The sequence below is a fragment of the Streptomyces sp. NPDC005533 genome (assembly GCF_042871845.1).
Lineage (GTDB): Bacteria > Actinomycetota > Actinomycetes > Streptomycetales > Streptomycetaceae > Streptomyces.
In genome coordinates, this window is record NZ_JBIAJH010000037.1 from 26,518 (window position 1) to 46,074 (window position 19,557).

Below are 19,557 nucleotides of genomic sequence, written 5' to 3' on the forward strand. Positions count from 1 at the left end.
GGAGCGCTGATGCGCGCATGAGCCACGACCCCGCCGACGCCCCCGGCTCCCGGCCGGCCGCCGCTCCCGGCAACGGGCCCGCCGTCTCCCGCCGGGAGTTCGACGCGCTCTTCGAGCAGGTCCGCACGTGGGGCCGGTGGGCGGCGGCCGACCGCGGCGCCTGGAACGGGGTGACGGCGGACCACGTGCGGCGGGCCGCCGCCCTGGTCCGGTCCGGGACGGTCGTCCCGATGGCCCGGCCCTGGGACACCCGGCCCGGTCCGGACAACGCGAAGCCCGCCCTGCACCACATGTCCGACCTCGGCGACGTGGAGGCCCCGGAGCCCTCCGTCTACAAGGACTTCCTGGCCGTGGACTACCACGGCAAGGGCGTCAGCCACCTCGACGCGCTGTCACACGTCGCCTACCGGGGGCAACTGTACGACGGCCGTGCGGCGAGCGAGTCCGTCGACGCCGCGGGCGCCCGCTTCGGCGCGGTGTCGGCGCTCGGCCCGCTGGTCACCAGGGGCGTACTGATCGACCTGCCGGCCGTCCTCGGGACCGCGTGGCTCGATCCCGGGCGGGCGGTGCGCGCGCGGGACCTCCTCGGCGCCGAGGAGGCGCTCGGGGTGACGATCGGGGACGGCGACGCGGTGCTGCTGCGCTCTGGTGCCTTCCTCCGCCGGCGGGAGGAGGGCCCCTGGGACCCCGGCGAAGCGAGCGCGGGCTGGCACGTGGACGCCGTACCGCTGCTGGCCGAGCGCGCCATCGCGCTGCTCGGGGGCGACGGGGACAGCGACGTGCGCCCGTCGCCCGTCGAGGGGCTGCACTCCCCCGTGCACGCGCTGGCCGTGACGGCGATGGGGGTGCCGCTGCTGGACAACCTCGATCTGGAACCGCTGTCCGCCGCGTGCGCGGAAGCGGGCCGATACGCCTTCATGCTCGTCGTGACGCCGCTGAACGTTCCGGGCGGGACGGGTTCGCCCGTCAATCCCGTCGCGATCCTGTGAGGACGAGCCCGAGGAATATACTCAAATCTGACCATTCTGAGCACCGACATGGACACCGAGGGCCCTGGGCCGAGGGAAGTGGTGCAGATGGGGGTGGTGGAAGACCGCATCGGGCCGGCGCGTCCCCGTGACCGGTTCCTGCACGGCGAATCGGTCGAGGGGAGCGTGCGGGGGCCGATCCTGCACTCGTGGCTGCGCAGCCGGCTGCTGGGCCTCTCGCCCGACCAGTCCGAGCTTCCGTTCACGCAGGACTTCGACCCCGAGGGCCGGCTCGTCCGCGCCGCACGGCCCGTACTGGACCGACTGGAGTCCGTCTTCGCGGGCAGCCGGATGAACATCAGCCTCGCCGACGGGTACGGCACCGTCCTCGAACGCCGTTTCGGCGAGAAGTCCATGGTCAAGCACCTCTCCCCGATCCAGACCGTCCCGGGCTTCGTCTTCGCCGAGCAGTTCGCCGGTACGAACGGCATCGGCCTCACCCTCGCGGAACGGCGGCTCTGCCAGGTCTTCGGCGCCGAGCACTTCGCCGAACGGTCCCAGTCGAGCGCCTGCACGGCGATCCCGCTGCGCGACCAGCTCAGCGGGCACATCGAGGGCGTCCTGTGCCTCGGCTATCCCTACACCGACGCGGACCCGGCCCTGGTCCCGGTGGTGCGCAAGGCGGCCGACGCCATCGAAAGGCGGCTGATGGAGCAGAGTTCGGCGCGTGAGCGCGGCCTGCTGCACGCCTATCTCGAGGCCGCGAGCCGGACCGGAGCCGAGGACCACGACGGCGGCGGCTCCGCGCTCTCCATGTCCGAGCTGCTCCAGAGCGAGCTGGAGCAGAGCGACCAGATGACGCTCAAGGAGAAGGCCACCGAGCTGATGTCCTCGGCCCAGTGGGGGGCCGCCGAAGTGCCGCTCTCCCGCGACCGGTGGGTGACGCTCGTCAGCCGCCCCGTGACGAGCCCCTCCGGGGTGGAGGGCATCGTGATCGAGGCGCTCCTTCCCGACGAGGACGAGCGGCACGCCCCCGCCCCCGCCCCCACCGGCCCGCCGCCCGGCCCCCTGTCCCGCGCCACGCCCCGTACGCCGTCGACGACCGCCCGCACGCCCGGCACGTCCGGCGCACCCGGGACGGCAGCCGCGGCCGGCTCCGAGGACGCGGCGGGCGTCATGGTCCGCGGGCTGGTGCTGGTGGGCGAGCCCGAGGTGGGCAAGTACGCCGTCGCCGCGCGGCGCCGCCTGGAGCTGCTGGCCGAGGCCGGCAACCGCATCGGCACCACCCTGGACGTGGACCGCACCGCCTGGGAGCTCGCCGAGACAGCCGTCCCGCGACTGGCCGACTTCGTCACCATCGACATGCCCGAGGGCGTCCTGCGCGGCGAGGAATCCGCCCGCCCCACCACCGAGATGCGGCGCACGGTGGTCCACGGGATCCGCGAGGACTGCCCCTTCTACCCGGTGGGCGAGCAGCTCACCCTGCGCCCGACCACGCCCCACGTGCGCTCCCTGACCACCGGTCAGCCCGTGCTGGAACCCGATCTGAAGGCCGCCTTCGGCTGGATCGCCCAGGATCCCGAGCACGCCGAGCTGCTCCTCGCGCACAACATCCACTCGCTCATCACCGTCCCCCTCTTCGCGCGCGGCGTCCTCCTGGGCATCGCCAGCTTCTACCGTTCGCAGGACCCGGCCCCCTACGGGGACGACGACCTCTCCCTGGCCAAGGAGCTCGGCGCCCGCGCCGCCCTCTGCATCGACAACGCCCGCCGCTACACGCGCGAGCACACCCTCGCCCTCGCCCTGCAGCGCAGTCTGCTCCCGCGCGGCCTCCCCGACCAGGACGCCGTGGAGGTCGCCCACCGCTATCTGCCCGCCGAGTCCGGAGTGGGCGGCGACTGGTTCGACGTGATCCCCCTGTCCGGGGCCCGCGTCGCGCTCCTCGTCGGCGACGTCGTCGGCCACGGCCTGCACGCCGCGGCCACGATGGGCCGGCTGCGCACCGCCGCCCGCAACTTCGCCGAACTGGAACTGGCCCCCGACGAACTCCTCACCCACCTCGACAACCTGATGGTGCGTCTCGACCGCGAGGAGGGCGGGGACAACCCGGCGCTCGGCAGCGGCATCGTCGGAGCCACCTTCCTGTACGCCGTCTACGACCCCACCTCGCGGCGGTGCACCATGGCGCGGGCAGGCCACCCGCCGCCCGCGCTGGTCCACCCGGACGGCACCGCCACGCTCCTCGAACTGCCCGCGGGACCCCCGCTCGGCCTGGGCGGTCTGCCCTTCGAGTCGGCCGAGATGCGCCTCCCCGAGCACAGCCGGCTCGTCCTCTACACCGACGGGCTCGTCGGCGACCGCCATCGCGACCTCGACGTGGCCCTGGACGAGCTCCTCGGAGCGCTGGCGCACCCGGACCGCACCCCCGAGGAGACCTGCCAGGCGGTGCTCGACGCCGTGGCGCCCGAGCACCCCGGTGACGACATCGCCCTCCTCGTCGCCCGCACGAACGCCGTGTCCCCCGACCGGATCGCCTCCTGGGACCTGGCCGCCGACCCGGCCCTGGTCGGCGAGGTCCGCGCCGCCGCCGTGGGCCAGTTGGACCGGTGGGGGCTGCAGGAGTCCGCGTTCGCCACGGAACTGCTGCTCAGCGAGCTGGTCACCAACGCCGTCCGCTACGGCACCGCACCCATCCGGGTACGCCTCATCCTCGACCGCACCCTGATCTGCGAGGTGTACGACGCGAGCAGCACCGCCCCGCGCATGCGCCGCGCCGCCGGCACCGACGAGGGCGGCCGCGGCCTGTTCCTCGTCGCCCAGCTCTCCCAGGCCAGGGGTACCCGCTACACCACGGAGGGCAAGGTCATCTGGGCCGAGTGCGCCCTGACCGCGGCGTGACGGCGGCGGGACGGCGGCGGGACGGCGGCGCCCACGACGGGCACATCCCGGCGGGTTCAATGCCGGACATACGCGGTCAGATCGGCATAGAATTCCCCATGCAGTCGGGAAGAACCCGGAGGCCGACCCCCGGAGAAGACTGTGCATGACGCTCCCGACACCTCGATGAGCCCGCCCCCTCTCCCCGGTGGCGAACCCCTCGTCCGTGTCCGCGGTCTCGGCAAGCGGTTCGGCGGCACGGTGGCCCTGGCCGCGGTCGACCTCGACGTCCACCGGGGCAGCGTCCTCGCCCTGCTCGGCCCCAACGGCGCCGGCAAGTCCACCCTCATCAAGGTCCTCGCCGGGGTCCACCACGCCGACGAGGGCGAGGTGACCGTGGCCGGCCACCCGCTCGGCTCCCCCGCCGCCGCGCGGACCATGTCCTTCATCCACCAGGACCTCGGTCTCGTCGCGTGGATGACGGTGGCCGAGAACATCGCCCTGGGCGCCGGCTACCCGCGCCGGCGCGGACTGATCTCCTGGCGGCGCACCCGCGAACGCTGCGACGAGGCCCTGAGGATCGTCGCCGGGCACCTGGACGCCGACGCCCGCATCGCCGACCTCGCCCCCGCCGAGCGCTCGCTCGTCGCCATCGCCCGCGCCCTGGCGACCGAGGCCGAGCTCATCGTGCTGGACGAGCCGACCGCCACCCTCCCCGCCGCGGACTGCGCCCGGCTGTTCGCGGTCCTGCACGCCCTGCGCGACCGCGGGCACGGCATCCTCTACGTCAGCCACCGCCTCGACGAGGTGTACGAGGTCGCGGACACCTTCGCCGTCCTGCGCGACGGCCGCCTGGTCGAACGCGGTCCCCTCGCCGGTTTCGGGCCCGCCCGGCTGGTGCGCGCCATCGTGGGCCACGAACCGGCCGCCCACGCGCCGACCGCGCCCCGGTCCGCCGCCGGCCCGCCCCTGCTGAGCCTCGACCGCGTGCGGACCGCGTACGCCGGACCGGTCAGCCTGGACCTGCGGGCCGGTGAGATCCTCGGCATGGTGGGCCTCACCGGCGCCGGCCACATGGACCTGGGCCGCGCCCTCGCCGGCGCCCGGCCGATGCTCGGCGGGCGGGCGCTGCTCGACGGCCGGCCGTACCGCCCCCGCCGGGTGTCCGCCGCCCTCGACTCCGGCGTCGGCTTCGTGGCGGGCAACCGTCAGGAGGAGGGCTGCGCCGCCGAACTGACCGTTCGGGAGAACTTCCTGGCGAACCCCCGGGCGGCCGGTGTCCCGGCGCTGCGCTGGACCGCTCCCCGGGGCGAGCGCGCCGAGGCGACCGCCCTGATCGACCGCTTCTCGGTGCACCCCCGCGACAGCGAGGTGCCGATCGCCACCCTGTCCGGCGGCAACCAGCAGAAGGTGATGGTCGGCCGGTGGCTTCGCGGGAACCTGCGCCTGCTCGTCCTCGAAGAGCCGACCGCCAGCGTGGACGTCGGCGCCAAGGCAGTGATCCACCGGCTGCTCGACGACGCGCTGGCCTCGGGCCTGGCGGTCCTGCTCATCTCCACCGATTTCGAGGAGGTCGCGGACGTGTGCCACCGCGCGCTGGTGTTCGTCCGCGGGACCGTGAGCGCCGAACTGACCGGTGCGTCCCTCACCGTCACCGAACTCACCCGGACCGCCTCGGCCATGCCCCCGATCACCGGGACCGCGACGAGCCGATGACCCGATCCCCCTCGCCCCGGCCCCTGCTGGGCCACCTCCGCGGGCACCTCGTCGGCGGCTACGGCCTGCCGGCCCTCGCCGTCCTGCTCTTCCTGGTCTTCTCCGTCACCCTGCCGGGCACCTTTCCCACCCGGGACAACATCTCCTCGATCCTCTCCAACCAGTCGATCCCCGCCCTCCTGGCGCTCGGTGCGACGGTCCCGATCGCCGCCGGCAAGTTCGACCTGTCGATCGGCTACGGTCTCGGCCTGGCGCACGTGCTGGTGATGCAGCTCGTCGTCAACGAAGGCCGGCCCTGGCCCCTCGCCTGCCTCGTGGTGATCCTCGGAGGGGCGGTGTCGGGCGCGGTCAACGGCCTCATCGTCGAGTTCGGGCAGATCGACTCGTTCATCGCCACGCTCGGCACCGGCAGCATCATGTACGCCTTCACCGGCTGGATCACCGACGGCGGCCGGATCGTCCCCGGTCCGGACGGCCTGCCGGCCGCCTTCACCGGCCTCTACGACGCCCGGTTCCTCGGCCTGCCGGTTCCGGCCTTCTACGTCCTCGCCCTCGCGGCCGTGCTCTGGGTGGTCCTGGAGCGGCTGCCGCTCGGCCGGTACCTGTACGTCATCGGCTCCAACCCGCGCGCCGCGGGCATCGTCGGCATCCCCACCCACCGGTACTCCGTCTACGCCTTCACCGCGTCGGGTCTGATCGTCGGCTGCGCGGGGGTCCTCCTCGCGGCGCAGCAGCAGACCGGCAACCCCAGCGTCGGGCTGGAGTACCTGCTGCCCGCCTTCGTCGGCGCCCTGCTCGGCGCCACCACGATCAAACCCGGCCGCGCCAACGTCCTCGGCACCCTCGTGGCCGTCGCCGTCCTCGCCATCGGCCTCGCGGGCATCGGCCAGCTCGGCGCGCAGTTCTGGGCCACGCCGCTGTTCAACGGCGCCACCCTGCTCATCGCCGTCGGCCTCGCCGGTTACTCCGCCCGCCGCCGGCTGCGCACCGGCGCCACGGAGGCCCGCCGGTCCCCCGCGGAGCCGTCGGCCGCACCCCCGCAGGACAGCCACCCGTAGCAGCCCTCGTACGCGCACCCGCGCCAGGAGCACCGTGTACCCGAACCGCAAGACCCTCCCCACGGCCGCCGCCCTGCTGGCGGCGGCCTCGGTCCTCGTCACCGGCTGCGGGAGCGGCCCGTCGAGGGGCGCCGGGCCGTCGGAGGCCGGCTGCTCCGCCACCGTCGCGAGGGCCGAGGCGGCCGTCCGGCGGGCCGAGAACTCCGACGCCGCCTGGCACGGCCCCACGAGCGGGCCCCCGGCGGCGTCCGGCAAGACCCTCGTCTACGTCGCGCAGACCATGACCAACCCCGGCGTCGCGGGCGTCGCGAAGGGCGTCGAGGAGGCCGCGAAGGCCATCGGCTGGAAGCTCCGGGTGATCGACGGGGACGGCACCCCCGCCGGCATCCAGGCGGCGCTCAGCCAGGCCATCACGCTACGGCCCTCGGGCATCGTCATCGGCGGCTTCGACCCCCGGTTGACCTCGCAGCAGATGGCGCGTGCCGAGGCCGCGCACATCCCGGTCGTGGGCTGGCACGCGGTCGGGTCGCCCGGCCCGAGCGAACACCCCTCGCTCTTCACCAACGTCACCACGAAGGTGGAGGACGTGGCCGCGATCAGCGCGGACTGGATCATCGCCCGGTCCCGCGGCGACGCCGGAGTCGTCCTCTTCACCGACGACTCGATCCCCTTCGCCAAGAACAAGTCCGAGCTCATCCGGCAGGAGCTGGCCACCTGTTCCGGCGTACGCCTCCTGACGACCGAGAACATCCCCATCCCGGACGCCGCCGGCCGTACCCCGCAGGCGGTCTCCTCCCTCGTCTCCCGCTTCCAGGACGACTGGACCCACTCCGTCGCCATCAACGACCTCTACTTCGCGGACGCGGCCCCGGCCCTGCGCGCGGCCGGAAAGCCGGGGGCCGGACCGCCGTTCAACATCGGCGCGGGCGACGGCGACCCGTCCGCCTTCCAGCGGATCAACGGCGGGCAGTTCCAGGCCGCCACCGTCCCCGAGCCGCTGTCCCAGCAGGGCTGGCAGATCGTCGACGAGTTCAACCGTGCCTTCGCCGGCCGGCCCGCCAGCGGCTACGTGGCCCCCGTCCACGTCGCGACGGCCGACAACAGCCACGGCGCCACGTCCTGGGATCCGTCCGGCTACCGCGAGGGGTACCTGAGGATCTGGGGCAGGTGACGCACGCCCCCGGCCGCAGCCGGGGGCCGCGGGCGCCGCCTACTGGTAGGGGTCGAAGGGGATGCCCGCCGGTTTGGCCTCGGCGAGGTGGGAGGCGAAGGAGTCGTCCCTCAGGCCGAAGTGCGCGCTGCCGAAATCGGCCTGGCTGAGCTTGTCGCGCAGGGTGGCGGGATAGCCCGACCATCCGACGAGCGTGGGGAACTGCCAGGTGCCGCGGTGGTTCTCGGGCGGCTCGTCGTTGGTGTTCGCCGCGCGGAAGCAGTGCGTGCCGATCCCGTCCTTGTGGTAGACGATCTTGGGGTGGGTGCCGTCCCACCGGATCTGGTCGCGGGCGTGGACGTTGAAGTCCCCGTGGGCGGAGGTCGCGACGTACTTGGCCTCGTCGTTCTGGATCCACACCACCACGTGTTCCCAGTCGTGGCGGTGGCCCCCGAGGGAGATGCCGGCGAGGGCCTGGTCCTTCTCGAAGTAGAGCGCGTAGACCACGGCGCACCAGCCGTTGTTGCACTTCCAGCGCGAGTAGCCGTTGGTGTTCTGGAGGTCCGAGGCGTCCCGGCAGTTGCCGTTGAGGGCGCCGGTGGGTTTGAGTCCGCCGTTCAGTTCTCCGCTCGGGCCTATGGCGGGGGTCGGGTAGCAGCCGTCGGTGTCGTAGTCGTAGGCGGGCTGGAAGGTCCGCTCGATCGCCTCGGCCTGGCCGGGCAGCGCCGGGGGCGGGGCGGCGAAGGCCACCTGGGGAATGCCGACGACCAGCGCGAGGGCTGCACCGACGACCACGGTTGATCTCCGGATGTGACGGTTCGTCCGCAAAACGGGCTCCTGACCGGTCGGCTCGACGAGGCGGGCGGAGCGCGGCCGCCTTCGGCCGACACGCCCGGAGCATCATTCGCGAACCGCGGGCGGCACGGCAAGGGTCCGTACAGCCCCTCTTCCCCGCTTCGAGCCGAGCTGGACTGCTGTACGGGCAAAGGGATTTGACGGAATGTCAGGACATCGGAACACGGTTCGTCCAGCGGCACGCGACCACCTTTCCGACGCGAAACCCGCCATGGAAACCCGTGGCACGAGCGCTGGAGCCGGGAGCGCGGCACGCCGCTCCGGTACGTCCTGGTGGAGGAGAAGGACCACGGGCCGGAGGGCAGGAGCCACCCCTACGCTCGCGGATACGACCTGCTCGCGCAGTGCGCCGATGCGGAAGGGCTGTTCGCCGGACCGCCGGTGCCGGCCGCACCCCGGGAGGAGCTGGTGCTGTTCTCGTGCGCACCGCTCGGCCTGCTCCGCGACGCCGTCGACGGCAGGGACGGCGGGCGGATCGGCGACGTGTGGATCGAGGGGCGGGCCGGCGAGCAGGGGCACTCCTGGCGCTACGTGCTGTCCGACGCCGTCGTCGTGGGCGGGCGACCCTGCCCGTCGGACGAACGACAGAGGCAGTTCACCTTCGCCCTCTCCGCCGCCGAGGGGTACACGCCGTACGGCTCCTGCGCAGCGGTTCCCCGGCTCTTCCAGCCCCGCAAGCCCCGGCGCCGGTAGAGCTCCGGCTCGTGGGCCGCGCCCCCGACGCCCCGCTCCTGTCGCGGGGCCGCGGCGTCACCTGGCTGGACGTCCTGGCGGGCCGGAGCTCGAAGCCGTGTGAGAGGCGTGACGGCGACTTCCAGGTGGCCCGGCGCGCCCTGGCCGGGAGGGGTCGGCCGCCGGGTCGTGCGCCGAGGAGGTCGTCGGCCGCCTCATGGGCTTCGGGGCCACCGTCGAACTCCGGTAGGGACGGTCAGCGCCCCACGGTGTTCATGAGGACGATGGCGAGGAGGTTCAGGAAGATGACGGCGACGACGCCGCCGATCATGATCCAGGCCCTGCGTGATTCGTCCATGCGTACGAGTCACCTCCCGGCTCGCTCGGCCGCACCCTCGCGGGAGGGTGCCGTCGATCCTCCCGCCATGATGACCCCGTTCCGCGCGCGGCACAGGTCGAGCGCCCCGGCCGGTGCGTGACCGGTCAGGCGACCCAGGTTCCCGTCATGCCGACGACCGCCGAGCCGTCCTGGTCGGCGAGCTTGTTGCCGGTGAAGTCGCGGGCCCACTGCGAGGTCTGGATGCGGAACGCGGGCCGCTCGACGGTCAGCGCCTCCATCACGGACTCGGCCGCGCCGGCCGGGGTCTGGGCGCCGTCCAGGAACTGGCCGACCGTGCGCTCGACGTAGTGGCGCAGCGCGTCGGCGTACGGGCCGGCCGCGGCGATCCGGCCTTCGATGTCGAGCCCGATGTTGTTGACGAACTCGGTGGCCACGGCGCCCGGCTCGATGACGGACACGCTCACGCCGACGGCACCCGCGACGGGGGCCAGGCTCTCCATGTAGCCCTCGACGGCGAACTTCGCGGCGCAGTAGGCCTCGTTGAACGGCTGGCCGATGACGCCGCCGACGCTGGTGACCGTGATCAGGCGGCCGCCGGTGGCCCGCAGGTGCGGCAGCGCGGCCTTGGAGACGTTCAGCACGCCGAAGAAGTTGACCTCCATGACCTCGCGGACGTCGGCGACGGTTTCGAGTTCGAGGGTGCCGACGTGTCCGGCGCCGGCGTTGTTCACCACCGCGTCGAGGCGGCCGTAGTCGGCGATCACGCCGTTCACGGCGGCGGTGACGGAGTCCTCGTCGACGACGTCGAGCCGGCGGATGTCGAGCTCGACGCCCGCCTCTTCCGCCGCCTTGCGCAGGGCGTCGGCCTTGCCGGTGTCACGCAGTGTGGCGACCGTCCGCCAGCCGGCCCGGGCGGCGGCGATGGCGGCCTCCAGGCCGATCCCGGAAGAGGTGCCGGTGATCAGGACGGTACGGAGGGAGGCGTCGGGGGTGGCGGGGAGGGTCGACATGGCGGTCACCTTTCACGGCATGTGATTTATGTGCGTGCACACACACTATAAAGTTATGTGCGTGCGCACGCAACCTCTAGACTGACGACATGCCGAAGAAGCTCACCGAAGCCGAGATGCCGGCGGCCGACTACGCCTTCTACGGGCTGGTCTGGGCCGGCACCACGATGACCGACCGCGTCGACCGCGCCCTCGTGAAGGCCCACGGCCTCCCCGTGTCCTGGTTCGAGGTGATGCTGTGGCTCGCGCCCAGCCCCGAGCCCGTGCCCGCTTCCGTCCTCGGCAACAGCACGCTGCTCAGCCGCAGCCAGGTGTCCCGGGTGGTGGACGCCCTGCAGACCCGGGGCCTGGTGACCCGCACGCCCTCGGCACGTGACGCCCGCTCGGTGGAGGTCTCCCTCACCGACGCCGGCCGCACGCTCTTCGCCGAGGCGGACGCCACCCGGCGGGAAGCCCTGGCCCCGGTCTTCACCGAGCTCCTCGACGAGCGGGACCTGGAGGCGCTGGGGACCGTGTGGCGCAAGCTCAAGGCCGAGAAGGGCCGCCTTCGGGACTGAGGAGGCCCGCGGCCGCGAAGAGGCGGGCGCAGCGCCGGGTCATGGCCTCCGGGGACTGCTCCGGATGCTTGACCCACCAGCGCACGAGGGTGGCCACCAGGTCCCGCCAGACGTACTTCAGCGCGTCGGCGTCGAGCGGGTCGGTGGATCCGGCCGTGCGCAGCAGGTCGGCGGTGCCACCGGCGGCGAGCCCGTCGATGACCGCCCGGTACTCCGAAGCCCGGCGGGCGGCCTCGCCGCCCGCCGGCAGCGTGGTGTCGTACAGCACGAACCACGCCTCCCGCTGCCCCTCCAGGGCGGCGAAGATCCCGTGCAGCACGCGCAGCGGCGTGTGCGTCGCGGTCCCGTCCGGCGCCATCGCCGTCCGGATCGCGTCCAGCAGCCGGTCCCCGACCGGGGCCAGACAGGCGACGTACAGCTCCTCCTTGGTCCCGAGGTACTGGTGCAGCAGCGTCTTGGTGACGCCCACGCGCGCGGCGATCGCGGGGAGCGACGCGGCCGCGTAGCCGCGCGTGCCGAACTCCTCGGTGGCGGCCTCCAGCATCTGCCGCCGGCGGTGCTCCCGCGGGACTCCTTTGGTGCCGGCCTTCGAGGACGGGGCTGAGGGGGTTGCCATGAGCGGATATTATCAGTAGGTAATTTACCGCTAGGTAAATTACCTCGATCCCTGGAGTGCCCCATGACCGGCACCACCGCGCAACCGACGTCCCGCGCCCGCTCCTGGTGGGGCTGGGGATGGGCCGACGCCCACCCCGACGACGCCGAATGCGCCGCGATGGGCGCACTCCTGCCCGGTACGCTCGCCCGCCCGCTCCCCGTGCCCCGGGTGCGGGACCTGGGCATCGGGAGCTCCGCCGTGCGGCCGCCGCGGAGCCTCGCCCGGCTGGTCACCGCCGATCCCGCGGACCGCGCCGCCCACGCCATGGGCAAGGCGTACCGCGACGTGATGCGCGCCCTGCGCGGGCGGCCCGGCCGCGTCCCCGACCTGGTCGCCCGCCCGCTGGACGACCGGGACGTGGCCGATCTGCTGGACTGGGCCGGCGAGCGGCGGGTCGCCGTCGTCCCGTACGGCGGGGGCTCCTCGGTCACCGGGGGCGTGGAGTACCGCGGCGACGAGCACCGCGCGGTGCTCTCCCTCGACCTGACCGCCATGGGCCGCGTCCTGGAGGTCGACGCCGAGGGCCGGTCCGCCCGCATCCAGGCGGGCACCCTCGGACCGAGCCTGGAGGACCAGCTGCGGCCGCACGGCCTCACCCTGCGGCACTTCCCGCAGAGCTTCGAGTTCTCCACCCTCGGGGGCTGGCTCGCCACCCGCGCGGGCGGCCACTACGCCACGGGCCGTACCCACATCGACGACTTCGTGCAGTCGATGCGCGTGGTCACCCCGGCCGGCACCGGCGAATCCTGGCGGCTGCCCGCCTCCGGGGCCGGCCCCTCCCCCGACCGCCTGTTCCTGGGCTCCGAGGGGGCCCTCGGCATCATCACCGAGGCATGGGTGCGGGTACAGGAACGCCCCCGCCACAAGGCCTCCGCCGCGGTCTCCTTCACCGACTTCCACGACGCGCTCCGGGCGGTGCGCGCCCTCGCCCAGTCGGACCTCTCCCCCGCCAACTGCCGGCTGCTGGACGCCGGTGAGGCCGCGCTGTCGGGCGCGGCCCACGACGGCTGCGCGGTCCTGGTGCTCGGTTTCGAGTCCGCCGACGAACCGGTGACCGGCCGGCTCGACCGGGCCGTCGCCCTGGCCCGCTCGCACGGCGGCCGCGCCGAGCCGACGAAGGGGTCCGGCGATTCGGCCGTGGGCGCCTGGCGTTCGGCCTTCCTGCGGATGCCCTACCTGCGCGACGGCCTGGCCAGGATGGGCGCCGTCGCGGAGACCTTCGAGACGGCCGCCACCTGGGACCGGATCCCCGCCCTGATCGACGCGGTGCGCACCGAGGTCGCGGCGGCGGCGCTGACGGCCACCGGACACCCCGCGACGGTCAACTGCCGTCTGACGCACGTGTATCCGGACGGCGCGGCCCCGTACTTCACCGTCCTCGCCGCCGGCCGGCCCGGCGACGAGGTCGCCCTGTGGGACGACCTCAAGGCGGTCGCGGGCGAGGTCCTGCACCGCCACCGGGCCACCATCACCCACCACCACGCCGTGGGCCGGGACCACCGCCCGGACTACGACCGCCAGCGCCCCGAGCCCTTCGCCCTCGCGCTGCGGGCCGCGAAGGGGGCGCTCGACCCGCACGGCATCCTCAACCCGGGCGTCCTCGTGGACTGACCGGGTCCGCGGGCGGCGGGTGGGGCCGGGTCCGCCGGGGGGCGGATCCGGCCCTCGGGCCGGCGCGCGCGGTCAGACGCGGTCGGCGGCGATCAGCACGTACTGGAAGGAACCGTCCTTGTAGGACTCGATGAACGCCTCCTCGATGCCGGTGACCAGCGAGGACGTGGCCCGCAGCTCCCAGTAGGGCAGCGTCTCGGGCGTCAGGTCGATGACGGCCTGCGGTACGAGACGGTTGTCGGCCATCGCACGCAGGTACTCGCGGCGGGAGTGGATGTTGCACTCGAAGTGGGCGTTGATCTGCGAGACCCACTTCGAGGGCTGGCCGTACCGCGGGTTCCAGCAGCCGGTGATGGTCACGTAGCGGCCGCCGACCGCGAGGACGCGGGAGTGCTCGGCGAAGAGGTCGTGCAGGTCGACGTACATGCTCGACTCGTTGTTCCACGAGGCGGCGGCCTGCCCGGTCTCGAAGGGCGTGCTGAGCATGTTGCAGACGCGGGCGCGGACGTGGTCCTCGATGCCGAGTTCCCGGGCGCGCTGGTTGGCGAAGTCGGCCTGCTTGGCCGACAGGGTGACGCCCTCGACCTTGCATCCGAAGCGCTGGTGGGCCATGACCATGGAGCCGCCGCGGCCGCAGCCGGCGTCGACGAGGGTGTCCTCGCGCCCGACGGGTCCGAGGTGGTTCAGGAGGACCTCGGCCTGCGCGGACTCCAGCCGGTGGAGCTCGGCGACCAGCTTCTTCTCGTACTCGCTGTCGCCGGCGTCGCCGAGGGCCGCGTGGTCGACGTCGCCGATGCCGTAGTGGTGGTGGTAAAGGCCGTCGACGTCGCCGAGCCGCAGGTTCACGGGCCTGGCCTCGTTGTTCCAGTAGCGGGCGATGTCGCCCTGGTAGGGCGTCGCCGGGGAGGGGATGATCACGGCAGGGTCCGCGGATGTGGCGGGGGTGGTGGTGGTGAGATCGGTGCTAGTCACGGATAAGTCCGTCCTTACCAGAAGTCGGGCAGGCTGTAGCGATAGGTGTTGGTCTGGTGCCAGTAGTGGTTGCCGTCGACCCACGCGGCCACGCCCCGCAGGAAGCGCGACACGCTCGGCACGGGACAGGCGGCCGCCAGGTCGGCGGCTTCGGCTTCGAACTCGTGCATGAGGTCGTTGTGGACCTCGACCGCCTTCAGGTAGGCCTCCTGCTCGGACATGTCCTCGCGTTCGGCGATCACCACGGGCAGGTTCAGGTGCCGGCCGGGGCTGGCGAGTTCCTTGGTGTAGGAGTACAGGTCGTTGACGATCGTGGTGGCGTTGCCCGCGAGCGCGATGACCCGCTGCATGGTGGGCTGCGCGTGCAGGTCCGCGGGCAGTTCGTAGCCGCCTACGGCGTCGGTGATGGTGGGGCAGGGGCGGAAGTTGTTGAACTGGCGCATCGCCAGGTACTCCCACACCTCGGGCACGTGGTCCGTCTGGGCCCACGCCGCCTCGGCGAGGTACCCCAGGTGCAGACGGGCCATGTCGTGCCGGAACCGGTCCGCCTGGGAGGGGGTGGCCATCCGGAGGAAGTACTCCATGGCGGAGCGGTAGGCGCGCCGCGGCGCGTCCGAGTGCAGCGACTGCGCCCACTCCGGCTGGTACTCCTTCGTCGTGTGGAGGGGGTCCAGAGCGGTGTGCGCCAGCAGGAGGCGTCCGCCGAGGCCGACGGGCGAGCCGCCGTGGTCCTCGCAGTAGCAGTCGTCGACCGCGTTCTCGGCCACCATCAGCCGGGTGGCGAGCATCAGGTGCTCGATGCCGGGGGCGTCCGGATGGCAGGCGACCATGTAGCGCCCGACGGAGAATCCGTCGAACTCGCCCTCCCAGTCGTCGGGGTACAGGTCGACCTCGTCCACCGCCCAGTCCTTGATCCTGCGGCTGACCTCCTCCACCCGGACGGGATCGGGCTCCGGGACCGGGTGGTAGTAGAGGCCGGGGATCGGATGGCCGGGCGCCGGCTCCTCGGGCGCCGCGGGCGCCGCGGACGCGAGCGGCTCCTCGGACCGGGCGGCCAGGTGCAGGCTCGCCGTGCCCAGCCCGCTGGGTCCGCGCAGGATCCGCTCCAGGGCCGGGCTCACCTGACGCGCGGCGGCGGACCCGCCGTCGGATACGGGTCCTGCCGGGGGCACGTGTCCGAGTGCCGGTAGGGGCGCTGGTACGGGGACCTCCGCGGGCACGGTGGCCGCCGCGGCCAGCGCGCCGGCCGCCCCGCCCCCGGAGGCCAGGGCGTTGGCGAAGAGGTCGGCCCCGAAGCGGGCCGCGGCGGCAGGCAGGCTCGACTGCAGGGGGGAAGGCCCGGGCTCGGGCATCCGTGGCTCCTTGATGGGTGGGTGGGCTGTCCCGGACCGGCCCCGGGCACGCTCGGCCGGCCCGGGGCGGGCCGGGCCGGCCCCGTGACGGGTGAAGAGACGGTCTAGTCGCGCCTGCGGGCGATCTGCACGTTCTCCAGCACGCCGAGTGCGTCGGGCACCAGGATCGCGGCCGAGTAGTAGGCGGTGACCAGGTAGGAGATGATCGACTTCTCGTCGATGCCCATGAAGCGCACCGACAGGCCGGGCTCGTACTCCTCCGGCAGGCCGGTCTGGCGCAGGCCGATGACGCCCTGGTTGTCCTCGCCGGTTCGCATGACCAGCACGGAGCTGGTGTTCTCCTTGCTGATCGGGATCTTGTTGCAGGGCAGGATCGGGACCCCGCGCCAGGCCGGGACCTGCTGCCCGCCCACGTCGACGTGGTCCGGGTAGAGCCCGCGGGAGTTGAACTCGCGCCCGATGGCCGCGATCGTCCGGGGGTGGGCGAGGAAGAACTTCGAGCCGCGGCGCCGGCAGAGCAGCTCGTCGAGGTCGTCCGGGGTGGGCGGGCCGGAGTGGGTCTGGATCCGCTGCTTGAAGGCGGCGTTGTGGAGCAGGCCGAACTCCCGGTTGTTGATCAGCTCGTGCTCCTGGCGCTCGCGCAGCGCCTCGATGGTGAGCCTGAGCTGCTCCTCCGTCTGGTTGTGCGGCCCGTTGTAGAGGTCGGCGACCCTGGTGTGGATCCGCAGTACGGTCTGCGCGATGGAGAGCTCGTACTCGCGGGGCTTGAGCTCGTAGTCGACGAAGGCACCGGGCAGTTCGGCCTCGCCCGTGTGGCCGGCCGACATCGCGATCTCGGCCTCGCCGTGCTTGTTCTGCCGCTGGTGCGGGAGCGAGCTGAACCGCTGGACGTGGGCCTGGAGGCCCGGCGCCCCGGACAGCACGGCGGCGAACTCGGCGCGGGACAGTGTGAGCAGGGTACCGGGGGTCTCGGCGGTGGCGGTGTAGTCCCAGGTGGCGTCGGCGTCCAGCAGGGCGTTCTCGCCGAACTGCTCGCCGTCGGCGAGTACGGCGACGGCGACCGCGTCGCCGTACTTGCCGACGGAGGTCTGCTTGATCCGGCCGTGGGCGATCAGGTGGATCTGGTCGGCGGGGGCGCCGCGCTCGACGAGCACCTCGCCGGCCCGGAAGTCGCGCTGGACGCACCGGCCGGCGATCGCCGCCAGCACCTCCTCGTCCTCGAAGCCGCGCAGCAGGGCCAGTTCGCCGAGCTCGCGGGGGATCACCCGGACGTCGCCGCCGTCCTGGATGAATTCGATCCGCCCGTCGCCGACGGTGTAACTGAGCCGGCGGTTGACCCGGTAGGTGCCGCCCTTGGTCTCGACCCAGGGGAGCATCCGCAGCAGCCACCGGGAGGTGATCTCCTGCATCTGCGGTGCGGACTTGGTCGTGCTGGCAAGGTTGCGGGCGGCGGCCGTGCTCAGGCTGGACTGCTGGGTCGGTTCCAGCTGCGCTTCCGGGCTCGTGTCGACAGTCATCGGTCGGGCTCTCCTTCGTAAGGGCGGCGATCGGCACACCTGCACGTCACCGGTGAAAGAGGAAATAGAGGAGGAATATTCGGGAATCCGTCCAGATCCCGGGGAACACTAACGGCGGGTACGACCGGCGGACCCTGACACGCCGTCGTCATTACCTCGATGCAGTGATCTTGACCCACACCACGTTTGTCCGCCCGACCGACGAGATCCAGCCTGGTCCAGACCACCACGGTTCGTCGCCGTCCCCGAAGGGGGCGGGCCGGGACGCAGCCGGGCCTCGGAACGGGTCTCGTGGGCGACGTCCGCGAGCGCGTCGACGGCTTCGACTACGACGTCGCCCGGTCGCCTCGTCCTTCCCTGGGACTGCGAGGACTCCCGGTGGCCGAGGGGCCGCAGGCGGGGCTTGCGCTCACGCGGCGGGGTGCTTTCCGGCCTCGCGGCCGTCGACGTAGGTCGCCACGACCTCGATGTCTCCGATGCGGGTGACGTCCACGCTGCGCGGGTCGTCGCCGAGGACGACCAGGTCGGCGCGTTTGCGCGGGGTGAGGCTGCCGGCCCGGTCCTCCCAGTGGCAGGCGTAGGCCCCGGCGCCGGTGTAGGCGTGCAGGGCCTCGTCCACGGTGAGGCCCTCGTCCGGGCCGATCAGCCGGCCGGACGCGGAGGCGCGCTCGACCATGAACTGGACGGCTCGCAGCGGTGAGCCGTCCGTCACCGGGCGGTCGGAGCTGCCGACCAGGGTGATGCCGTGGTCGAGGAATCCCCTGCCGCGGTAGAGCCAGGGCGCCCGCTCCGCGCCCATGATCGCCGCGTAGTCGTCGCCGAAGCAGCGCAGGAAGCTCGGTTGGACGACCGCGCTCACGCCCAGTCGGGCGATGCGCGGGAGCTGGTCGGGGCGGATCAGGCCGGCGTGCTCGATGCGGTGGCGGGCGCCGGGGCGGGGGCGCAGGCGCTGGGCGCGTTCCAGGGCGTCGAGGGCCACGTCGGCCGCGCGGTCGCCGATGGCGTGGACGGCGAGCTGCCAGCCGCCGAGGTGGCCGTCCACGATCGACTGGGCGAGCACCTCGGGGTCGTCCTGCAACTGGCCGGCGTGGTCCAGGCCTTCGTAGGGGGCGCTCAGGGCGGCGGTGCGGGCCATCATGCCGCCGTCGGTGAAGATCTTGAGGGCGCCCACGGAGAGCCAGTCGTCGCCGAAGCCCGTGCGCAGGCCGAGGTCGAGGGCCTTGGGTATGCCGTCGGCCTCGTGCGCGCCGGCCGGCCGCAGCCGGTCGGCGGAGACCATGAGCTGGACCCGTAGCGGCAGCAGGCCCTTCTCGCGGGCGAGTTGGTAGGCGCCGAGCTCGACCGGGGTGTGGCCGAAGAGGGCGCCGCCGATGCCCGCCTCGGCGCAGGCGGTGATGCCCTCGGCGAGGCAGGTGCGGGCGGCGCGTCCGATGGCCTCGGCCACCTCCGCCTGGGAGTAGGGCAGCCGCAGGGCGCGGGCTGCGCCCATCGCGCCCTCGGCGAGGAAGCCGTTCTCGTGCGGGACGTCGGCGGCGAGCAGGTCGAGGACGGCGGTGTTGACGACGCAGCCGTGCCCGGAGTCGTGCAGCACGTACAGCTTGTGGCCCCGGCTGACGGTGTCCAGTTCGGCGGCCGTGAGATGGCGCCCCAGCGTCCGCTGGTCGTAGCCGACGATGCTCACCCAGGCACCCGGCGAGTTCTTCCGTGCGACGGCGTCCGCCACGATCGCGAGGGCGTCGTCGATGCGCGTGCAGCCCGCGATGCTGGTGGTGTTCTGGGTGAAGCCGGTCCAGGGCAGGTGCACGTGGGCGTCGATGAACCCGGGGAGCACCGTGGCGCCCTGGAGGTCGATCACCTCGCGCGCGGGCAGGGCGGCGACGGCCTCGTCCAGGCCGAAGATCCGGCCCTGCCAGATGCCCAGTTGACGGGCGACCGGACGGCCGGGATCCATGGTGAGGAAGCGGGCGTTGACGAGCTTGGTGCACAGCACGGGCGGTGTCCTCCCCCTGGGGGTGTCGCCGGAGCGGGTCAGGCGTCCATGGACCGTACGAGGGAACGCGGGCGCAGGTCGGTCCAGTTGGCCTCGATGTACTCCAGGCAGGCCCCTCGGCTGTTCTCCTCGAAGACGGTCGTCCACCCGCCCGGCACCTCGGCGAAGGAGGGCCAGAGCGAGTGCTGGCCCTCGTCGTTCACCAGGACGACGAAGCGGCCGTCGGCATCGTCGAAGGGGTTGGTGCTCACGGT

General features: G+C 73.0%; 16 protein-coding genes. 8 read left to right on the forward strand and 8 right to left on the reverse strand.

The window, feature by feature from the left end:
* Nucleotides 1-17 precede the first annotated feature (17 nt).
* The 5 genes from ACFYP3_RS28955 to ACFYP3_RS28975 all read left to right on the forward strand — a co-directional run bounded on the left by ACFYP3_RS28955 (nt 18) and on the right by ACFYP3_RS28975 (nt 7,790).
* Nucleotides 18-989, forward strand: a complete 972-nt coding sequence (locus ACFYP3_RS28955) for a cyclase family protein (protein WP_388838599.1) — start codon at nt 18-20, stop codon at nt 987-989.
* Nucleotides 990-1,076: 87 nt separating this feature from the next.
* The gene (locus ACFYP3_RS28960) at nt 1,077-3,866 is read left to right on the forward strand and encodes a SpoIIE family protein phosphatase (RefSeq protein WP_388838602.1); all 2,790 of its coding nucleotides are present in this window, start codon (nt 1,077-1,079) and stop codon (nt 3,864-3,866) included.
* 141 nt (nt 3,867-4,007) lie between these two features.
* A complete protein-coding gene (locus ACFYP3_RS28965) occupies nt 4,008-5,561 on the forward strand; it encodes a sugar ABC transporter ATP-binding protein (protein ID WP_388838606.1) in 1,554 nt (517 codons plus the stop codon).
* Nucleotides 5,558-6,619: an ABC transporter permease gene (locus ACFYP3_RS28970; protein WP_388838609.1), complete on the forward strand. Its 1,062-nt coding sequence runs from the start codon at nt 5,558-5,560 to the stop codon at nt 6,617-6,619. Before ACFYP3_RS28965 ends, ACFYP3_RS28970 begins: the two co-directional genes overlap by 4 nt.
* 34 nt (nt 6,620-6,653) lie before the next feature.
* The gene (locus ACFYP3_RS28975) at nt 6,654-7,790 is read left to right on the forward strand and encodes a substrate-binding domain-containing protein (protein WP_388838612.1); all 1,137 of its coding nucleotides are present in this window, start codon (nt 6,654-6,656) and stop codon (nt 7,788-7,790) included.
* 39 nt (nt 7,791-7,829) lie between these two features.
* Here the strand turns inward: ACFYP3_RS28975 and ACFYP3_RS28980 are convergent, their stop codons facing one another.
* Nucleotides 7,830-8,597 carry an NPP1 family protein gene (locus ACFYP3_RS28980; protein WP_388838615.1) on the reverse strand — a complete coding sequence of 256 codons (768 nt, stop codon included), beginning with the start codon at nt 8,595-8,597 and terminating at the stop codon, nt 7,830-7,832.
* A gap of 300 nt (nt 8,598-8,897) precedes the next feature.
* On the opposite strand from ACFYP3_RS28980, the gene ACFYP3_RS28985 reads away from it, so the two are divergent.
* Entirely contained in the window at nt 8,898-9,317 is a 420-nt protein-coding gene (locus ACFYP3_RS28985) for a hypothetical protein (protein ID WP_388838618.1), read from the forward strand.
* A 462-nt stretch (nt 9,318-9,779) separates the two neighbouring features.
* Here ACFYP3_RS28985 and ACFYP3_RS28990 read toward each other — a convergent pair whose 3' ends face one another.
* Nucleotides 9,780-10,646 (reverse strand): SDR family NAD(P)-dependent oxidoreductase, encoded by an 867-nt coding sequence (locus tag ACFYP3_RS28990; protein WP_388838621.1) that lies wholly within the window; start codon nt 10,644-10,646, stop codon nt 9,780-9,782.
* Nucleotides 10,647-10,735: 89 nt separating this feature from the next.
* Here ACFYP3_RS28990 and ACFYP3_RS28995 point away from each other — a divergent pair, with 89 nt between their 5' ends.
* The gene (locus tag ACFYP3_RS28995) at nt 10,736-11,203 is read left to right on the forward strand and encodes a MarR family winged helix-turn-helix transcriptional regulator (RefSeq protein ID WP_388838623.1); all 468 of its coding nucleotides are present in this window, start codon (nt 10,736-10,738) and stop codon (nt 11,201-11,203) included.
* Here ACFYP3_RS28995 and ACFYP3_RS29000 read toward each other — a convergent pair.
* Nucleotides 11,172-11,819 carry a TetR/AcrR family transcriptional regulator gene (locus ACFYP3_RS29000; protein WP_388838626.1) on the reverse strand — a complete coding sequence of 216 codons (648 nt, stop codon included), beginning with the start codon at nt 11,817-11,819 and terminating at the stop codon, nt 11,172-11,174. The two genes, ACFYP3_RS28995 and ACFYP3_RS29000, sit on opposite strands and share 32 nt — an antisense overlap.
* A 63-nt stretch (nt 11,820-11,882) precedes the next feature.
* On the opposite strand from ACFYP3_RS29000, the gene ACFYP3_RS29005 reads away from it, so the two are divergent.
* Entirely contained in the window at nt 11,883-13,472 is a 1,590-nt protein-coding gene (locus ACFYP3_RS29005; protein WP_388838629.1) for an FAD-binding oxidoreductase, read from the forward strand.
* Nucleotides 13,473-13,544: 72 nt separating this feature from the next.
* Here ACFYP3_RS29005 and ACFYP3_RS29010 read toward each other — a convergent pair whose 3' ends face one another.
* From ACFYP3_RS29010 to ACFYP3_RS29030, 5 genes are all read right to left on the reverse strand, one after another.
* The gene (locus tag ACFYP3_RS29010; protein WP_388838632.1) at nt 13,545-14,444 is read right to left on the reverse strand and encodes a geranyl diphosphate 2-C-methyltransferase; all 900 of its coding nucleotides are present in this window, start codon (nt 14,442-14,444) and stop codon (nt 13,545-13,547) included.
* A gap of 14 nt (nt 14,445-14,458) precedes the next feature.
* The gene (locus ACFYP3_RS29015) at nt 14,459-15,796 is read right to left on the reverse strand and encodes a family 2 encapsulin nanocompartment cargo protein terpene cyclase (protein ID WP_388838634.1); all 1,338 of its coding nucleotides are present in this window, start codon (nt 15,794-15,796) and stop codon (nt 14,459-14,461) included.
* A 104-nt stretch (nt 15,797-15,900) separates the two neighbouring features.
* Complete coding sequence (locus tag ACFYP3_RS29020; protein ID WP_388838637.1) at nt 15,901-17,313, reverse strand: family 2B encapsulin nanocompartment shell protein; 1,413 nt, start codon at nt 17,311-17,313, stop codon at nt 15,901-15,903.
* 409 nt (nt 17,314-17,722) lie between these two features.
* Nucleotides 17,723-19,303, reverse strand: coding sequence for an amidohydrolase (locus ACFYP3_RS29025; protein ID WP_388838641.1), 1,581 nt, complete (start codon nt 19,301-19,303; stop codon nt 17,723-17,725).
* Between the two features lie 38 nt (nt 19,304-19,341).
* The gene (locus ACFYP3_RS29030; protein ID WP_388838645.1) at nt 19,342-19,554 is read right to left on the reverse strand and encodes an MbtH family protein; all 213 of its coding nucleotides are present in this window, start codon (nt 19,552-19,554) and stop codon (nt 19,342-19,344) included.
* Nucleotides 19,555-19,557: the final 3 nt, after the last annotated feature.